Here is a 15,340-nt window from a genome sequence, read left to right as displayed (position 1 = left end):
CCGTGCACGATAAATCACCCTCGCGGAGATCGTCATGGACCTTGCCTCACGCCCCGTTGCACGCCTTGCGGGCGCCACCCGGCGCTACGGACAACAGATTGCGCTGGATGCCGTGAATCTCGTGGTGCAGCGCGGCGAATTGCTGGCTCTGCTCGGCCCCAATGGCGCCGGAAAGACCACCGCCATCGGTCTGCTGCTGGGGCTGGCGCGGGCCGATGCGGGCACCGTCGAGCTGTTCGGGATGGATCCGCAGCGCATCGAGGCGCGCCGCCGCATCGGCGTGATGCTGCAGAGTGCCGAGCTACCGCCGACCCTGCGCGTGGGCGAGCTGTTGCGGCTGACCGCCAGTTATTACCCCGCACCGCGCCGCCTGGAGGAAACCGCCGCCATGGCCGGCATCGGCGACCTGCTGCGGCGTCCCTACGCGAAACTCTCCGGTGGCCAGCAGCGATGCGTGCAATTCGCGCTGGCGCTGTGTGGCCGGCCCGAGCTGCTGTTTCTGGATGAGCCTACCGTGGGCATGGATATCGAGGCGCGCCAGAAACTGTGGGCGGCGATCCGTCAGTTGATCGCCGAAGGTTGCTCGGTGCTGTTGACCACGCATTACCTGGAAGAGGCCGAGGCGCTGGCCGACCGCGTTTGCGTGATGACGCACGGCCGCGTGATCCACGAAGGCACGGTTGACGCCTTGCGGGCGCGGGTGGCGCTGCGACGCATCCGCTGCCTGAGCACGTTGCCGATCGACACCTTGCGCGCCTGGCCGGAGATCGCCGACGTGCAGCAGGAGAACGGGCGCCTGCACATCACGGCCGCCGACGCCGAGGCGGTCGTGCGCCGCCTGCTGGCGGCCGACCTGCAATTGCGCGAACTGGAGGTGCAGCGCGCCGGCCTGGCCGAAGCGTTCACCGAACTCACCCGGGATGCCGCCGAAACAGCCGGCACCGACCAACGCGAGGCCGCCTGAATGGAAGTCGCCCTGTCTACCCCTGCCATGCCGCGCCGCCGTGTCATCGGCGCGTATCTCGAAGAAGCGCGCAGCGAGTGCCTGCGTTACATGCGGGCGCCCGGTTTCATGCTGCCGATCATGCTGTTTCCGGCGATGTTCTACCTGCTGTTCGGCGTGTTGATGGCGAAATCGAACGGTGCCGATGCGGCGCGCTACCTGCTGGCCAGCTATGGCGTGTTCGGCGTGATGAGCCCGGGCCTGTTCGGCTTTGGCGTGTCGCTGGCGCTGGAGCGTGATGGTGGCCTGCTCACTTTCAAGCGCGCGCTGCCGATGCCGCCGGGCGCGTATCTGCTGGGCAAGATGCTGATGGCGATGGCCGCTGCGGGCGTTGTCATCCTGCTGTTGCTGGCGATGGCGTTCTCGCTGGGACATGTGACCTTGAGCCTGGCCCAGGCCGCGGCGCTGCTGCTTACCGGTGTGCTGGGCGTGCTGCCGTTCTGCGCGCTGGGCATGTTCGTGGGCACGCTGATCAAGGGGCAGGGCGCGCCGGGCATGCTGCAGCTGATCTATCTGCCGATGTCGTTCATGTCCGGCTTGTGGTTTCCGCTGCCGATGCTGCCGAAGTTTCTGCAGCAGATCGCGCCGGTGTGGCCGGCCTATCACCTGGACAGGTTGGCGCTGGCGTCGGTGGGGATGAACGACGAGCCGCTGGCGGGCCATCTGATGGTGCTGCTGGGTGTCACTGCGGGCTTCACGCTGCTGGCGGCGCGGCGTCTGCGCCGGCACGGTTGAAGTAGCATGGCAAGGCTCGAACGCTCGGCGAGGGAGGCGGCATGAATCGACGCATTGCGGCATTTTTTCTGCCGGCACCGGACTCGCTGGCGGCGGCTGCCTTTCGGCAGGGCAAATCGCCGTGGGTGCATGCCGTGCACCTGCTCTGGTCGTTCTGGTTGTTTGTCACGCCGTTGTGGAGCAGCGAGGGTTGGAACACGCGCTGGCTGGTCTGCACCCTGGTCAGCTACCCGGTGTTTCTTCTGCTGTATTACAAGAGCGTGGTGGCGCCCCGGTTGACGGCGCGCGGCTATGCGCTGGCGATGGTGCTGCTGAGCATGGTGCTGGTGCCGTGGTATCCCAGTGGGCTGACCTATTTCGTTTATGGCTGCGTGATGCTGCGCGTGTGCCGCATGCGGTTCCATTCGTATCTGGCGTGGTTGACCGTGCTCAACGCGACCCTGCTGCTGGAAACGTGGCTGCTGCAGTATCCGTGGCAAGCCATATTCACCATCCCGGTGACCTCGTTCATCGTCGGCATCGTGATCAACGCGGAGCGCGCGAACGAAGAGAAGGATGCCCAGCTGCAGCTCTCCCACGACGAGGTGCGCCGGTTGGCCGCGACCGCCGAGCGCGAGCGCATCGGGCGGGATCTGCACGACCTGCTGGGCCACACGCTGTCGCTGATCACCTTGAAGCTGGAGCTGTCGCGCAAGCTGTTCGACCGCGATAGCGAGGCGGCCCGGCGCGAGATCGAGGATGCCGAGAAAGTCGCGCGTCACGCCCTGGCCGAAGTGCGCAGCGCGGTAACCGGTATCCGCACCGCCGACCTGGCCGCCGAACTGGCATCGGCGCGGCTGCTGCTGGCGTCCTCGATGGTGCATCTGGATTACGGTTCGCCACCGGCATTGCCCGGCGAGATCGAGCGCGGCCTGTCGCTGGTGCTGCGCGAGGCGGCCACCAATATCGCGCGTCACGCCGCGGCCAGTCGCGCGCGGATCGAGTGGGTGCACGAACACGCCCGCATGTGCATGCAGGTCAGTGACAACGGGCGCGGCGGCATCGACAGCGACGGCAATGGCTTGAGCGGCATGCGCGAGCGGGTGCGGGCGCTGGGCGGCACATTGACGATCGATTCGCCGCGAGGCCGGGGCACGTGCCTGAAGGTGAGCGTGCCGGTGCCCACACTGCGCCTGGTGGAGACATCGTCCGCGTTTACCGACGCGACGCCAGACCATACCGCCACCGCTTCGGAGCAACCGGCCGCATGAGGATCCCCCGCTTGTCGAACTCGAACGCCTCCATCGCCCCACGCCACGCTGCCAGCCGCGGAGTCGCGGCATGATCCGCATCCTGCTGGCCGAGGACCAGGCGATGGTGCGTGGCGCGCTGTCGGCCCTGCTTGGGCTGGAATCGGACATCGAGGTGCTGGGCTCGGTGGCCGATGGCGAAGCCGCCTGGCGTGAGCTGCAGCGATTGCGGCCCGACGTACTGGTTACCGACATCGAGATGCCCGGCCTGACCGGGCTGGAGCTGGCGCAGCGCATCCAGCGCCAGGAGCTGCCGATCAAGGTGGTCATCGTCACCACCTTCGCGCGCCCTGGCTTCCTGCGCCGCGCGCTGGATGCGGGCGTATCGGGTTATCTGCTGAAGGACGCACCGGCGGAAAACCTGGCCGAGGCCTTGCGCACCGTGCACCGCGGTGGTCGGGCGATCGATCCGCAACTGGCGCTGGAAGCGTGGTCGGAGGCTGACCCGTTGAACGACCGCGAACGCCAGGTGTTGCGTCTGGCCGGCGAAGGCCAGGCCGCGGGCGACATCGCCACGCAACTGAATTTGTCGCACGGCACCGTGCGCAATTACCTGTCCGAGGCGATCGGCAAGCTGGGCGTCAACAACCGCATCGAGGCCTATCGGCTGGCGCGTCAGAAGGGCTGGCTTTGAGGTTGGCGCGGGGGCGCATTTGTTTCCGGGCGTGCCGGCCGTCGCCGGCTGCGGGATAATGTCCTGTTTCCCGCCACGCGCGGGCGTTACCCGAGTCCCCAAGTGAAGAAGTCCGATTTCGATTTTGAATTGCCGCCCGAGCTGATTGCGCAGGCGCCGCTGGCCGAGCGCTCCGCCAGCCGCCTGCTGCTGCTGGACGCCTCCGCACCCGCGCTGCAGGACCGCATGTTTCGCGAGTTGCCGCAGATGTTGCAGCCGGGCGATCTGCTGGTGTTCAACGACACGCGGGTATTGCCTGCGCGCCTGTTTGGGCACAAGAGCACCGGCGGCGCGGTGGAGATCCTGATCGAGCGCGTCACCGGTGCGCATGAGGCCACGGTGCAACTGGGTGTCAGCAAGAAGCCGAAGGTGGGCGGCCGCATCGAACTGGCCGATGGCAGCCACGCGGTGGTACTGGGGCGCGACGAGGGATTCTTCCACCTGCGTTTCGAGGCGCCCGAGCCGCTGGAAAAACTGCTGCTCAAACTGGGTGAAATGCCGTTGCCGCCGTATATCGCGCGGCATCCCGACGCCAGCGACCTGGAGCGCTACCAGACCGTCTACGCGCGCGAACCCGGCGCCGTGGCGGCGCCCACGGCGGGCCTGCATTTCGACCAGGCCACGCTGGACGCGCTGCGCGAGCGCGGTGTTGATGCCGGCTACATCACGCTGCACGTGGGTGCCGGCACCTTCCAGCCGGTGCGCGAGGACAATCTCGAAGACCACCACATGCACCGCGAGTGGCTCAACGTGGGCGCGCACCTGATCGAGCAGATCCGCCGCACCCGTGCCGCCGGCGGGCGGGTGATCGCGGTGGGCACCACGGTGGTGCGCGCACTGGAAAGCGCCAGCAAGGATGGCCAGTTGCATCCGTTCGCGGGCGAGACGCAGATCTTCATCTTCCCCGGCTACACATTCACCAGCATCGATGGCCTGCTGACCAACTTCCACCTGCCGCAATCCACATTGCTGATGCTGGTGTCGGCGCTGGCCGGGCGCGAGGTGATTCTCGACGCCTATCGCCACGCGGTAGCGGAGCGCTACCGGTTTTTCTCCTATGGCGATGCGATGCTGATCCTGCCGCGCCCGGCGGGTGCCGGCTGATCAGGCCGGAAACGCCTTGTCCAGCCAGGCCGGTACCGGGATAGCTTTTTCGCGCAGGAACGGCGGGTTGAACAGCTTGGCCTGATAGCGCGTGCCGGCGTCGGCCAGGATGGTGACGATGGTGTGGCCCGGGCCCAGTTCGCGCGCCAGCCGGATCGCGCCGGCCAGGTTGACGCCGCTGGAGCCGCCGGCGCACAGGCCTTCCTCGTGCAGCAGGCGATGCACCAGCGGTACCGATTCGTCATCCGGAATCGACCAGGCCAGGTCGATCGGCGCGTCAGCGAAGTTGGCGGTGATGCGGCTGGAGCCGATGCCCTCGCTGATGGAGTTGCCGCTCGCCAGCAGTTCGCCCGCGTTGATGAAGTGCGCCAGCGCCGAGCCGGCCGGGTCGGCCAGCGCAATGCGCACGGCCGCGTTGCGCGCTTTCAGCGCGCGGCCCACACCGGCCAGCGTGCCGCCGGTACCGGCGGCGCAGACGAAGCCGTCGATCCTTCCCGCCGTGTCCTCCCAGATTTCCACGCCGGTGGTGGCTTCGTGGTAATCGCGGTTGGCGGTGTTGTCGAACTGGTTGGCAAACCACGCGCTGCCGGGCTTGGCGCTGTTCAGCGCCTCGGCGTAGGCGCGGGCGTGATGCGCGTAATGGTTGGGGTTGCTGTACGGCACGGCGGGTACCAGCCGCACGTCAGCGCCCGAAACCCGCAAGGTGTCGATCTTCTCGCGGCTCTGCGTCTCCGGCATGAAGATCACCGTGCGATAGCCGCGGCTGGCACCGATCAGGGTCAGGCCGATGCCGGTGTTGCCGGCGGTGCCTTCCACGATGACGCCACCGGGCAGGAGTTCACCGCGCTGTTCCGCATCGAGGATCAGGCCCAGCGCAGTGCGGTCCTTGATCGAGCCGCCGGGGTTGAGCAGCTCGGCCTTGGCCAGGATATGGCAGCCGGTCAGTTCGGAGGCGTGGCGCAGGCGTACCAGCGGGGTGTGTCCCACGCTGGCGGAAAGGTCGGGACTAATGCTCATGAGCGGTGTGGCCGTGACGAAAGTTTTCATTGTGATGCATGTTCAAGGCAACGCCTTAACGATTGTGCCCCCACCCGCAGGGCGGATGGAGGCACGGGTGTCACGCAGCGATCACGTTCAGGCGGCCGGCGGCGGCACCAGGCGCAGGTAGGACTTCAGGGTCTTCCAGCCGTTCGGGTAGATGGCCTTGGCCTCTTCGTCCGACACCGACGGGGCGATGATCACGTCTTCGCCAGCCTTCCAGTCGACCGGGGTGGTCAGCTTGCGGCCATCGGTGAGCTGCAGCGAATCGAGGATGCGCAGCACTTCGTCGATGTTGCGGCCGGCGCTGGCCGGGTAGGTCAGCACGGTGCGCACTTTCTTCTTCGGGTCGATGAAGAAGATCGAACGCACGGTGGCGGTGGAATCGGCCTTCGGATGGATCATGCCGTACAGGCCGGCGACCTTGCGCTCCTGGTCGGCCAGCAGCGGGTAGTTCAGCGCGGTGCCGCCGACATCCTGGATGTCCTTGGCCCAGCCGTGATGATCGTCCACGGAGTCGACCGACAGGCCGATCAGCTTGGTGCCACGGGCGTCGAATTCACCCTTGCGGCGGGCGAACGCGCCCAGCTCGGTGGTGCATACCGGGGTGAAATCCTTCGGGTGGGAGAAGAACACCACCCAGTTGTCGCCCGCGTATTCGTAGAAATTGGTCGACCCGGCGGTGGAGTCGATGGTGAAGTCGGGGGCGGTGTCGCCAAGCTGAAGGCTCATGGAAAGGTTCTCCGGTAGTTGGTGCCAACGAGGATGCGTCTACGGGGCGTCAAAGGCTAATGGCATGTTCGAATAAACATATATGCGTTTAGATGTTTAGACGGCTATTGACAGCACCCTATAAAGCATTTAGTGTGCGCTTCACTCATCGAGACCGGCGGAGGGACAGGCCCTTGGATGCCGGGGCAACCTGCGAGGATGTATTTCGCGACGGTGCCAACTCCTGCGGAGGTGCCGGATCGGCATCAACCGGTAGATGGGCGTCATGCGTAACCGGCGATTCCGCCTGTTGCGCCGGGCGGCCCTTCCGGTCTTCGCAAGACGATGATGATCGGAGATCCGCATGACCCGCCAGCCCGAAATCAGCCCGGCCCACACTGCCTCCATCGTGGAGTTTCCGGCGACGCGTGCGCGTGGCGAGCTCGGTGCGCAGCGCAGCAGCCGGCGACTGACGCTGACCCCGAAGTACGGTAACGGCCCTTGTGAAGTCGACGTGCGCTACCTGTGGTGCGGCGCGGCCGATGCGCCGACGGTTGTGGTGCTGGGCGGCATTTCGGCCAACCGCGACGTCACCTCGCTGGATGAGGCCGGCAAGCCCGGTTGGTGGCAGTCGCTGGTATCCGCCGGCGGCGGCGTGGATCTGGATCACTACCGGGTGCTGGCCATCGACTGGCTGACCCCGAACGAATTGAACGCCCAGGCGGTATCCAGCGAAGACCAGGCCGACGCGCTGGCCGCGTTGCTGAAGGCGCTGGGCATTACCCAGTTGCATGCCTTCGTGGGCGCTTCCTACGGCGCGATGACCGCGTTGGCGTTTGCCCAGCGCCACCCACGCGAGGTGGGGCGGCTGGTATTGCTGGCCGGTGCCCATCGCTCGCACCCGTTGTCCACCGCCCAGCGCAGCGTGCAGCGCGGCATCGTGCGCATGGGCCAGTCCACCGGCCAGGTGGATCAGGCACTGTCGCTGGCGCGTCAGCTGGCGATGACCACCTACCGTGGCAGCGCCGAGTTCGGCCGCCGCTTCTCCGGTGAGCCGCAGTGGCGTGGCGACCGCTTTCATTTCCCGGTGGAGGATTACCTCGACCATGCCGGCCAGCGCTTCGTGGAGCGCTTCGACGCCGACCGCTTCCTGGCCCTGTCCGAATCGATCGACCTGCACGAAGTGGCGCCCGAACAGGTCCACGCGCCGTCCACGCTGATCGGCTTTCCGTCGGACCGGCTGGTACCGCTGGCCGATCTGTGCGAGCTGCAGCGTCGGCTGCACGGGCCGGCCACGCTGGAAGTGGTCGAGTCGCCGTACGGCCACGACGCGTTCCTGAAAGAGCCCGAACAACTCGTGCCGCTGTTGCGCCAGGCGCTGCGATGAACGCCGCCACGGACTGCCCGCCTTCAACCTTTTGCGCACCTGCCGCTACACCCGTAATCCGGAGAACCCCATGAGCGATACATCCGCCCCCAGCACGCGCGCGGTGCGTGCCGGCATCGAGAGCGACACCCAGCACGGCGCCGTGGTGCCGGCGCTGCACCTGTCCAGCAACTACAGCTTCGCCGGGTTCGGCAACAAGCGCGTCTATGACTACTCGCGCAGCGGCAATCCCACGCGCGACCTGCTGGGCAATGCGCTGGCCGAGCTGGAGCAGGGCGCGGGCGGCGTGATCACCTCCAGCGGCATGTCGGCGGTGGCGTGCGCGCTGGAGCTGGTGCCAGCCGGCGCGAAGGTGTTGGCGGCGCACGATTGCTACGGTGGCACCTGGCGCCTGCTGGATGCCTGGGCGAAGAAGGGCCGTTTCACCCTCGAGTTCGCCGACCTCACCGATCCGGCGGCACTGGCCCGCGGCCTGGCCACCAAGCCGGCGCTGGTGTGGGTGGAGACGCCGTCCAACCCGCTGCTGCGGATCACCGACGTGCGCCACGTCACCCAGGCGGCGCATGCGGTCGGCGCGCTGGTGGTGGTGGACAACACCTTCCTGTCGCCGGCGCTGCAGCAGCCCTTGCTGCTGGGCGCGGACGTGGTGCTGCACTCCACCACCAAGTACATCAACGGCCACAGCGACGTGGTCGGTGGTGCGGTGGTGGCGCGCGATGCGGCCGTGTTCGAGCAGTTGAAGTGGTGGGCGAACTGCAACGGCCTCACCGGCGCGCCGTTCGACAGCTACCTCACCTTGCGCGGCTTGCGCACGCTGTCGGTGCGCCTGCGCCAGCATCAGGAAAACGCCGCGCGCATCGCCGAACGGCTGGAGGCGCACGGTGCCGTGCGCAAGGTTTACTACCCGGGCCTGGCGAGTCACGCCGGGCATGCGCTGGCGACGCGCCAGCAGCAGGGCTTCGGCGCGATGCTGAGCTTCGAGCTGGATGGCGACCTGCAGCAGGTCGAGGCCTTCGTCAACGGCCTGGAATATTTCTCGCTGGCCGAGTCGCTGGGTGGCGTGGAAAGCCTGGTGGCCCATCCCGCCTCGATGACCCATGCCTCGATGGCGGCGGAGGCACGGCACGCGGCCGGCATCGCCGACAGCCTGCTGCGCCTGTCCGTGGGGATCGAGGACGGTGACGATCTGTTGCGCGATCTCGATGGTGCGCTGGAACGCGCCCAGGCGGTGCTCTCCAAACGTCGGGTCAGCGCATGAGTGTGCCGGCCACTGACGCATCACCGTTCGCCCATCGCAAAACGTCCGATATCGCGCTGGTGCTGCTGGGCACCGGCGTGGTGGGCGGCGCCCTGCTGGAGCTGCTGAAAACCCCGGTGGCGAAACACGTACGCCTGATCGGCGTGGCCAATTCGCGCCAGCAGCAGATCGACGCGGACGGCATCGCTTCGCGTGAATTGAATGGCTCCTGGCAGCAGCATGGCCAGCCGCGTGATGACGACGCCCTGCTTGCGGCGCTGGACGCCAGCGGCAGTGAGCTGAGGGTCGTGGTCGACGCCACTGCCTGTACCACGCTGGCCTCGCGTCACGCCGACTGGCTGGCACGCGGCTATCACGTGGTCACGGCGAACAAGTCGCTGGCCGGCGGCCATCTTTCCGGCTGGCGCGCGCTGCAGACGGCCCGTGCCCATGGCGGCAGCTATGGCGATGCCGCCACCGTCGGCGCCGGCTTGCCGGTGATCTCCACGCTGCGCCGCCTGCTCGGCTGCGGCGACAGCCTGCTCACGCTGGAAGGCGTGTTCTCCGGCTCGCTGTCCTACCTGTTCAACCAGTACAACGGCAGCCAGCCGTTTTCCGCGCTGCTGCGCGACGCGCGCAAGCTCGGCTACACCGAGCCCGATCCGCGCGCCGATCTCTCGGGCGAAGACGTGGCACGCAAGCTGCTCATCCTGGCCCGCAATGCCGGCTTCGCGCTGGGCAGCGAAGAGGTGGACGTGGAGAGCCTGGTGCCCGAATCCCTGCGCGATCTGGACACCGAGCAGTTCCTGACCCGCCTGGAAGAACTCGACGCGCCGCTGGCCGCCCGCCATGCCGATGCGCAATCGCGCGGCAACGTGTTGCGCTACCTGGCCCGTCTCAACCAGCGCGGTCGCGCCCGCGTGGGTCTGGTGGAAGTCGCCGCCACCCATCCGGCCGCCCGCCTCAACGGCACCGACAACCAGTTCGCCCTCACCACTACCCGCTACAACACCACGCCGCTGGTGATCCAGGGCCCCGGCGCCGGGCCGGAAGTGACGGCGCAGGCGCTGCTGGGCGACGTGTTGGCGTTGGGCTGAGCCCCGCCGCGAGCGTCTTTGTAGGAGCGCACCCGGTGCGCGATGCCATTCTGCCACACGCCCACGGAAAGGATTTTCGATGGGGCATATGGCAAGGAGCATCGCGCACAGGGTGCGCTCGTGCAGGGGGCCTCGACTAGCCGCGGGTTATGACTCGTGATCCCGGTGAAGGGGTTGTTCGAGGGATTGTCCACAGGCAAAGAGCCGCTCCCGCGCAAGGCGGGAGCGCTTCGTCAGAACTCAGAACGTGTAGCGCACCCGGCCGTACCAGTAGGCGCCGTTGTTGCCGATCGGCGAGATCACGTCGTACGGGAAATTCTCCGCGTAGTTGATGTCGCTGTTGGAGCGGGTCGGGTACTGGTTGGTGAGGTTGTAGCCGCCCAGCGCGAGGGTGAAGCGAGGCGTGGCGTGGAATGCCAGCTCGGCGTCGAGCTGCCAGCGCGCCGCGTAAGTCTGCGTCGGCTCGTAACCGTCGCCGAAATCGAACACGCGGGTGGTGGCGCCCTGGCGGATCACCCGGCCCAGCAGTCCCCAGCGCGCGGTGTCCCAGCGGGCGCTGAACGAGCCGCACTGGCGTGGCGCGGCGTCGGTCAGCGTGTTGCGCTCCTCGTCGCCGAACAACACGTTGCCGGTGCCGATTGCTGTCAGTTGCGCCGGCGTGTCGCGCACTTTGCGGATATCGGTCTTGTTGTGGCTGTACGCGGCAGTCAGCAGCAATTGCCCGCCGGCCAGCGGCGTACGGTAGTTGCCCACCAGTTCGGCGCCGCGGGTGCGCGTGTCCACCGCGTTGGTGAAGAACGCCACGCTCTGCACGCCCGGTACGCCGAACTGCTGCAGGATGTAGTCCTCCAGGCCGTCGCTGCGGATGGTTTGCGACAGGGTGACGCGGTTGTCGATGCTGATCTGATAGACGTCCAGGCTGGCATCGAAGCCACCGCCAAGCTGCGCGGTAAGGCCCAGGCTGAAGTTGCGCGATTTCTCCGGCGTCAGCGGCACCGCGCCCAGGCCGCGCGCGATCGGGTTGTTCACCGACAGGGTGCGGCCGGTGACCAGCTTGCCGTCGGCGCCGTAGCCGGTGCTGGTGGACTCGAAGCCGATCTGGCTCAACGACGGTGCGCGGAAGTTGTTCGAGGCCGCGCCACGCAGCGCGAAGCCCGGAACGAATTCCCAGCGGGCGCTGAGCTTGCCGCTCCAGTTGCCGCCGAAGTCGCTGTAATGCTCGTAGCGGGTGGCGGCATCGACGAATACGTGATCGGTGAGGTCGCTGGAAACTTCCGCGTATACCGCCTTGACGCGGCGCGAAAGATTGGCCGCATCCTGTGGCTGCAAGCCACCGCCGGCCTGTGCGCCGGCCGGCGCGCCGAGTGCCGGACCGACCGCATAAGAGGCCGGGTCACCCGGATGGGTGACGAAGGTTTCGCGGCGGAATTCACCGCCCACGGCGAGGGTGAACGCACGCTCGCCCACGTCAAAGGCGCGGTTGGCGTCGAAGTTGGCGCTGCCCTGGTTGAAGCGGTAGCTGCCGATGTGGAACGCGGTGGGGCTGTCCGCACCCAGCGAGGCGTTGAGCGAATGGCGCAGGTCGTAATCGAAGGCATTGCTGCCCCAGTTGACGCTGCCGTCGTAGCTCCACTCGCCGGCAGTGCCCTTCACGCCGGCCGCCGTTTGCACGTCGCGATTGTGGCCCAGCGATTCGGGCCGATAACCCTCGGGATAGATCGAGGGAATGTTGGCGCTGCTGTCCGGGTAGCGGAAATAGTTGTCGCCGATGGTGTGGCGCTGGGTATAAGTGCCGAACCAGTACAGTTTGGCCGTGTCGCCCAGCGGGATCTCGCTGTTGAGCCAGCCGTTGTAGCTCTCGCTCTGCGGGTCGCCGGCCGCGTAGTTGCGTTGGCCGCGCAGGGCCAGGTTGGCCGGCGTGGGATCGGCCAGCCAGTCCGGTACGGTGTCCAGGCCGGCGCGGTTGGTGGCGTCGTGGTGGGTCACTTCCACACCTGCGCGCAGGAAGCCGCTGCCGCCCAGTCGGGTGCCGAAATTGGCTGCACCGTAGCTGCTCTGGCCGTCGGTGATGGTTTGCTGGCTGGGGGCGAAATAGGTGTGGTTGGCGCCGTAGCTGCTCTCCAGCTCGCCGCCTTCGGGCGAATCCTTGAGGATGATGTTGACCACGCCTGCGATGGCGTCGGAGCCGTATTGCGCACCGGCGCCGTCGCGCAGCACTTCGATGCGCTTGATCGCGCTGATCGGGATCGCGTTGAAATCCACCGGCGTGGTGCCGCGGCCGATCTTGGTGTCGGTGTTGACCAGCGCCGAGGTGTGGAAACGCTTGCCGTTGACCAGCACCAGCACCTGGTCGGGCGAGAGCCCGCGCAACTGCGCGGCGCGCACGTGGTCGGAGCCGCCGGAGTTGGACTGCCGCGGGAAGTTGAACGAGGGCAGCAGGGTGGCCAGCGCCTGGCCGAGCTCGCCGTTCAGTGCGCCGGCGCTGCGCAGGTCGTCAGGTGTGAGTACGTCGATCGGCACCGGTGATTCCAGCGCGGTACGGCTGCTGGCGCGCACGCCAGTCACCACCACTTGTTGCAGCGTCTGGGCCTGGCTGGCGTTCGCCTGCTGGGCGTGGACCGGTAAGGCGGCAAGGCCGGCCAGCAGCACGGCGGTGTACAGGCGGTGGTGCCGCGGGAGAACGGGGGCGAAGGACATGAGCGTTTCCTTGGATGGTGCGGGGCCATCGACGGGGAAGCGATGGCGGGGATGCGGGTAGGGGAGGCGACGCCCGGACGTCGCAGAGGGGCTCAGCGACAGCAACAGCGCCGCGACGTCATGCACTGGTGCATGGGCGGCTTTTTGTGGCGATGATGGTGATGCATGTCGTGCGGATCCCTGGGGTAGCTGCATCGCGGGCGAGAAATAGGTGTTGCCTCGCGGTGCCGTAGCTGCCAATACTCTATCGCCAAACCCGTCTATACGTATAGACGTCCAAATGATCATCGGGAATGTGCTAATGAAATTTCGTTTGTTTTCGGCTCTTTTGCTGTCGGCGCTGTTGGCGGGTTGCGCGACGCAACCGGGCGTCGCGAATGCCGTCCTGCACGGCGATGCCGCGCATCCGGCGCAGACGCAGGGCTGGGTCGATACACGGCTGTACTTCGGCCTGGGCCTGGCCGACCAGCCGCAACAGGGCATCAGCGAGCAGGCTTGGCGGGAGTTCCTCGACCACGAGGTCAGCACGCGCTTCCCCGACGGGCTCAGCGTGATCGACGTCTACGGCCAGTGGCAGGGCAAGCAGCAGACCAGTCCCGAGCGGCTGCGCTCGAAGATGCTGGTGATCGATTACCCGGACACGCCGGCCAACCGCGCCAAGGTCGAGGCGATCCGCGCGGCGTGGAAGCAGCGCACCGGTGACCAGTCGGTACTGCGCGTGACGCAGCCGGCCGACGTGTCGTTCTGAATCGCCCCTCCACCTGCAGGCTTCCCTCGTGACTACTTCTCGCAACCGCTGGTTTGCTCCCGGCGACCTCAATGGCTTCCTTGGCCTGGTGGTAGACAACCTGTCCATCATGGCCTTTCTCGCCACGGCGCTGATCGGCATTTTCGGCTTTCCCGCGGACATCGTGTTTTTGCGCATGTTTCCCGGCACCGCGTTCGGTGTGCTGCTGGGCAACCTCGCCTATACCGCGATGGCACGCCGGTTGGCGCGGCGCAACGGGCGCGACGATGTCACCGCGATGCCGCTGGGGCTGGATGCGCCCACCAGCATCGGCATGGCGCTGCTGGTGCTGGGGCCGGCCTTCCTCGGCTTCAAGCATGGTGGCATGGACGAACATGCCGCGGCGATCGCCACCTGGCAATTGGGCATGGCCTCGTTGGTGGTGATGGGCGTGTTGAAGTTCGTGTTGTCGTTCTTCGGTGCGATGGTGCAACGGCACGTGCCACGCGCCGGCCTGCTCGGCTCCATCGCCGGCATTGCACTGGTGCTGATGGGCTTCCTGCCGCTGGTGGAGATCCTCAAGATCCCGGTGGTGGGCTTTGCCGGGCTCGGCGTGGTGCTGTACGCGCTGGTGGCCAGGGCGCGCATGCCGTTCGGGCTGCCCGGCGTGCTGGTGGCGTTCGTGGTCGGCGCGTTGCTGTATTACGTACTTGGTCCGCTGGGCTGGCTGGGCGCTGGCTATCACGCACCGGCGGCGTGGCAGTGGCGTTTCGCGCTGCCGTGGCCGACGCTGCAATGGGTGAACGGGCTTGCCTACGTGGTGCCGTACCTGCCGCTGATCCTGCCGTTCGGCCTGTTGATGGTGGTGGGCGGCATCAACGTCACCGAGAGTGCGCGCGCGGCCGGTGATGATTATTCGACCCGCGACATCCTGCTGGTGGAGGCGTTGGCCACGCTGGCGGCGGGTTTCTGCGGCGGCGTGGCGCAGACCACGCCGTACATCGGCCAGCCCTCGTACAAGGCGATGGGCGCGCGCAGCGGTTACACGCTGCTTACCGGCATCGTGATCGGGCTGGGCGGCATCTTCGGCTACTTGTCCAACCTGGTCGAGCTGCTGCCGCTGCCGGTGCTGGCGCCGATTCTGGTTTTCGTGGCCATCGGCATCACCGTGCAGGCGTTCGAGGCCACGCCGGTGCGTTACGCCGCGGCGGTGGTGTTCAGCTTTTTCCCGGCGATCGCGCGGATGCTGACGATCAAGCTCAGCGATCCGACCTATGTGTCGCCGGAGCATTTTGCGCAGTTGTTCAACGACGGCACACACGGCATTTCCGAGCTGGCGGTGATCACCGTATTGGGCAACGGTTTCATCATCACTTCGATGATCTGGGCGAGTTTCGTGGTGGCGCTGATCGACGCGCGCCCGTTGCGCGCCGCATTGATCCTGCTGCTGGGCGCGGTGCTGAGTCTGTTCGGGGTGATCCATTCGGTGGAACTGTCCGGCGGCATCTACCTGCCGTGGCTGCTCGACGTGCCGCTGCAGGGCGTGGTGTGGCAGTTCGCCGGGGCCTACCTGGTGCTGGCTGTGGTGCTGGTGTTGCTGTCGCTGGGCGACGCGCGGCGCAGCGCCGGTGCGGCACGCTGA

General features: G+C 67.1%; 13 protein-coding genes and 1 riboswitch. Of the genes, 10 read left to right on the top strand and 3 right to left on the bottom strand.

Going from position 1 to position 15,340, the window contains the following annotated elements; translation table 11 throughout:
- Positions 1-34 precede the first annotated feature (34 nt).
- From ASD22_RS15620 to queA, 5 genes are all read left to right on the top strand, one after another.
- A complete protein-coding gene (locus ASD22_RS15620) occupies positions 35-964 on the top strand; it encodes an ABC transporter ATP-binding protein (RefSeq protein WP_056085478.1) in 930 nt (309 codons plus the stop codon).
- The gene (locus ASD22_RS15615; RefSeq protein ID WP_056085477.1) at positions 965-1,738 is read left to right on the top strand and encodes an ABC transporter permease; all 774 of its coding nucleotides are present in this window, start codon (positions 965-967) and stop codon (positions 1,736-1,738) included.
- Positions 1,739-1,779: 41 nt separating this feature from the next.
- Positions 1,780-2,988 (top strand): sensor histidine kinase, encoded by a 1,209-nt coding sequence (locus ASD22_RS15610; RefSeq protein WP_056085476.1) that lies wholly within the window; start codon positions 1,780-1,782, stop codon positions 2,986-2,988.
- Positions 2,989-3,058: 70 nt separating this feature from the next.
- Complete coding sequence (locus ASD22_RS15605; RefSeq protein WP_056085475.1) at positions 3,059-3,661, top strand: response regulator transcription factor; 603 nt, start codon at positions 3,059-3,061, stop codon at positions 3,659-3,661.
- A gap of 102 nt (positions 3,662-3,763) precedes the next feature.
- Positions 3,764-4,804, top strand: coding sequence for a tRNA preQ1(34) S-adenosylmethionine ribosyltransferase-isomerase QueA (gene queA, locus ASD22_RS15600; RefSeq protein WP_056085474.1), 1,041 nt, complete (start codon positions 3,764-3,766; stop codon positions 4,802-4,804).
- On the opposite strand, the gene ASD22_RS15595 is transcribed toward queA, so the two are convergent.
- Both ASD22_RS15595 and ASD22_RS15590 read right to left on the bottom strand, forming a co-directional pair.
- Positions 4,805-5,821, bottom strand: coding sequence for a cysteine synthase A (locus ASD22_RS15595; protein ID WP_056085606.1), 1,017 nt, complete (start codon positions 5,819-5,821; stop codon positions 4,805-4,807). It abuts the gene before it with no gap.
- 117 nt (positions 5,822-5,938) lie between these two features.
- Positions 5,939-6,574 carry a peroxiredoxin gene (locus tag ASD22_RS15590; RefSeq protein ID WP_056085473.1) on the bottom strand — a complete coding sequence of 212 codons (636 nt, stop codon included), beginning with the start codon at positions 6,572-6,574 and terminating at the stop codon, positions 5,939-5,941.
- 142 nt (positions 6,575-6,716) lie between these two features.
- Positions 6,717-6,837: riboswitch (SAM riboswitch) on the top strand.
- An 80-nt stretch (positions 6,838-6,917) separates the two neighbouring features.
- Between ASD22_RS15590 and ASD22_RS15585 the strand changes: the two genes are divergently transcribed.
- The 3 genes from ASD22_RS15585 (at position 6,918) to ASD22_RS15575 (ending at position 10,274) form a co-directional block, all read left to right on the top strand.
- A complete protein-coding gene (locus ASD22_RS15585; protein ID WP_056085472.1) occupies positions 6,918-7,940 on the top strand; it encodes a homoserine O-succinyltransferase in 1,023 nt (340 codons plus the stop codon).
- 70 nt (positions 7,941-8,010) lie between these two features.
- Positions 8,011-9,198: a cystathionine gamma-synthase gene (gene metB / locus ASD22_RS15580; RefSeq protein ID WP_056085471.1), complete on the top strand. Its 1,188-nt coding sequence runs from the start codon at positions 8,011-8,013 to the stop codon at positions 9,196-9,198.
- Positions 9,195-10,274 (top strand): homoserine dehydrogenase, encoded by a 1,080-nt coding sequence (locus ASD22_RS15575; RefSeq protein WP_056085470.1) that lies wholly within the window; start codon positions 9,195-9,197, stop codon positions 10,272-10,274. The genes metB and ASD22_RS15575 overlap by 4 nt, the downstream gene beginning before the upstream one ends.
- Before the next feature lie 240 nt (positions 10,275-10,514).
- Here the strand turns inward: ASD22_RS15575 and ASD22_RS15570 are convergent, their stop codons facing one another.
- Entirely contained in the window at positions 10,515-12,971 is a 2,457-nt protein-coding gene (locus ASD22_RS15570; RefSeq protein ID WP_056085469.1) for a TonB-dependent receptor, read from the bottom strand.
- Positions 12,972-13,272: 301 nt separating this feature from the next.
- Here ASD22_RS15570 and ASD22_RS15565 point away from each other — a divergent pair, with 301 nt between their 5' ends.
- Positions 13,273-13,719, top strand: a complete 447-nt coding sequence (locus ASD22_RS15565; protein ID WP_056085468.1) for a DUF3574 domain-containing protein — start codon at positions 13,273-13,275, stop codon at positions 13,717-13,719.
- Positions 13,720-13,747: 28 nt separating this feature from the next.
- Complete coding sequence (locus ASD22_RS15560; RefSeq protein WP_056085467.1) at positions 13,748-15,340, top strand: hypothetical protein; 1,593 nt, start codon at positions 13,748-13,750, stop codon at positions 15,338-15,340.

Origin of the sequence: Rhodanobacter sp. Root480 (genome assembly GCF_001426645.1) — a bacterium.
Lineage (GTDB): Bacteria > Pseudomonadota > Gammaproteobacteria > Xanthomonadales > Rhodanobacteraceae > Rhodanobacter > Rhodanobacter ginsenosidimutans.
Note: the sequence above shows the minus strand (reverse complement) of the source record. Positions and strands in the feature narration are given on the sequence as shown.

Bases quoted from the DNA above. Each gene is read 5' to 3' on its own strand.
- ASD22_RS15620 (WP_056085478.1), top strand. From the start codon at position 35: ATGGACCTTGCCTCACGCCCCGTTGCACGCCTTGCGGGCGCCACCCGG.
- ASD22_RS15615 (WP_056085477.1), top strand. From the start codon at position 965: ATGGAAGTCGCCCTGTCTACCCCTGCCATGCCGCGCCGCCGTGTCATC.
- ASD22_RS15610 (WP_056085476.1), top strand. From the start codon at position 1,780: ATGAATCGACGCATTGCGGCATTTTTTCTGCCGGCACCGGACTCGCTG.
- ASD22_RS15605 (WP_056085475.1), top strand. From the start codon at position 3,059: ATGATCCGCATCCTGCTGGCCGAGGACCAGGCGATGGTGCGTGGCGCG.
- ASD22_RS15595 (WP_056085606.1), bottom strand. From the start codon at position 5,821: ATGAGCATTAGTCCCGACCTTTCCGCCAGCGTGGGACACACCCCGCTG.
- ASD22_RS15590 (WP_056085473.1), bottom strand. From the start codon at position 6,574: ATGAGCCTTCAGCTTGGCGACACCGCCCCCGACTTCACCATCGACTCC.
- ASD22_RS15585 (WP_056085472.1), top strand. From the start codon at position 6,918: ATGACCCGCCAGCCCGAAATCAGCCCGGCCCACACTGCCTCCATCGTG.
- metB (WP_056085471.1), top strand. From the start codon at position 8,011: ATGAGCGATACATCCGCCCCCAGCACGCGCGCGGTGCGTGCCGGCATC.
- ASD22_RS15575 (WP_056085470.1), top strand. From the start codon at position 9,195: ATGAGTGTGCCGGCCACTGACGCATCACCGTTCGCCCATCGCAAAACG.
- ASD22_RS15570 (WP_056085469.1), bottom strand. From the start codon at position 12,971: ATGTCCTTCGCCCCCGTTCTCCCGCGGCACCACCGCCTGTACACCGCC.
- ASD22_RS15565 (WP_056085468.1), top strand. From the start codon at position 13,273: ATGAAATTTCGTTTGTTTTCGGCTCTTTTGCTGTCGGCGCTGTTGGCG.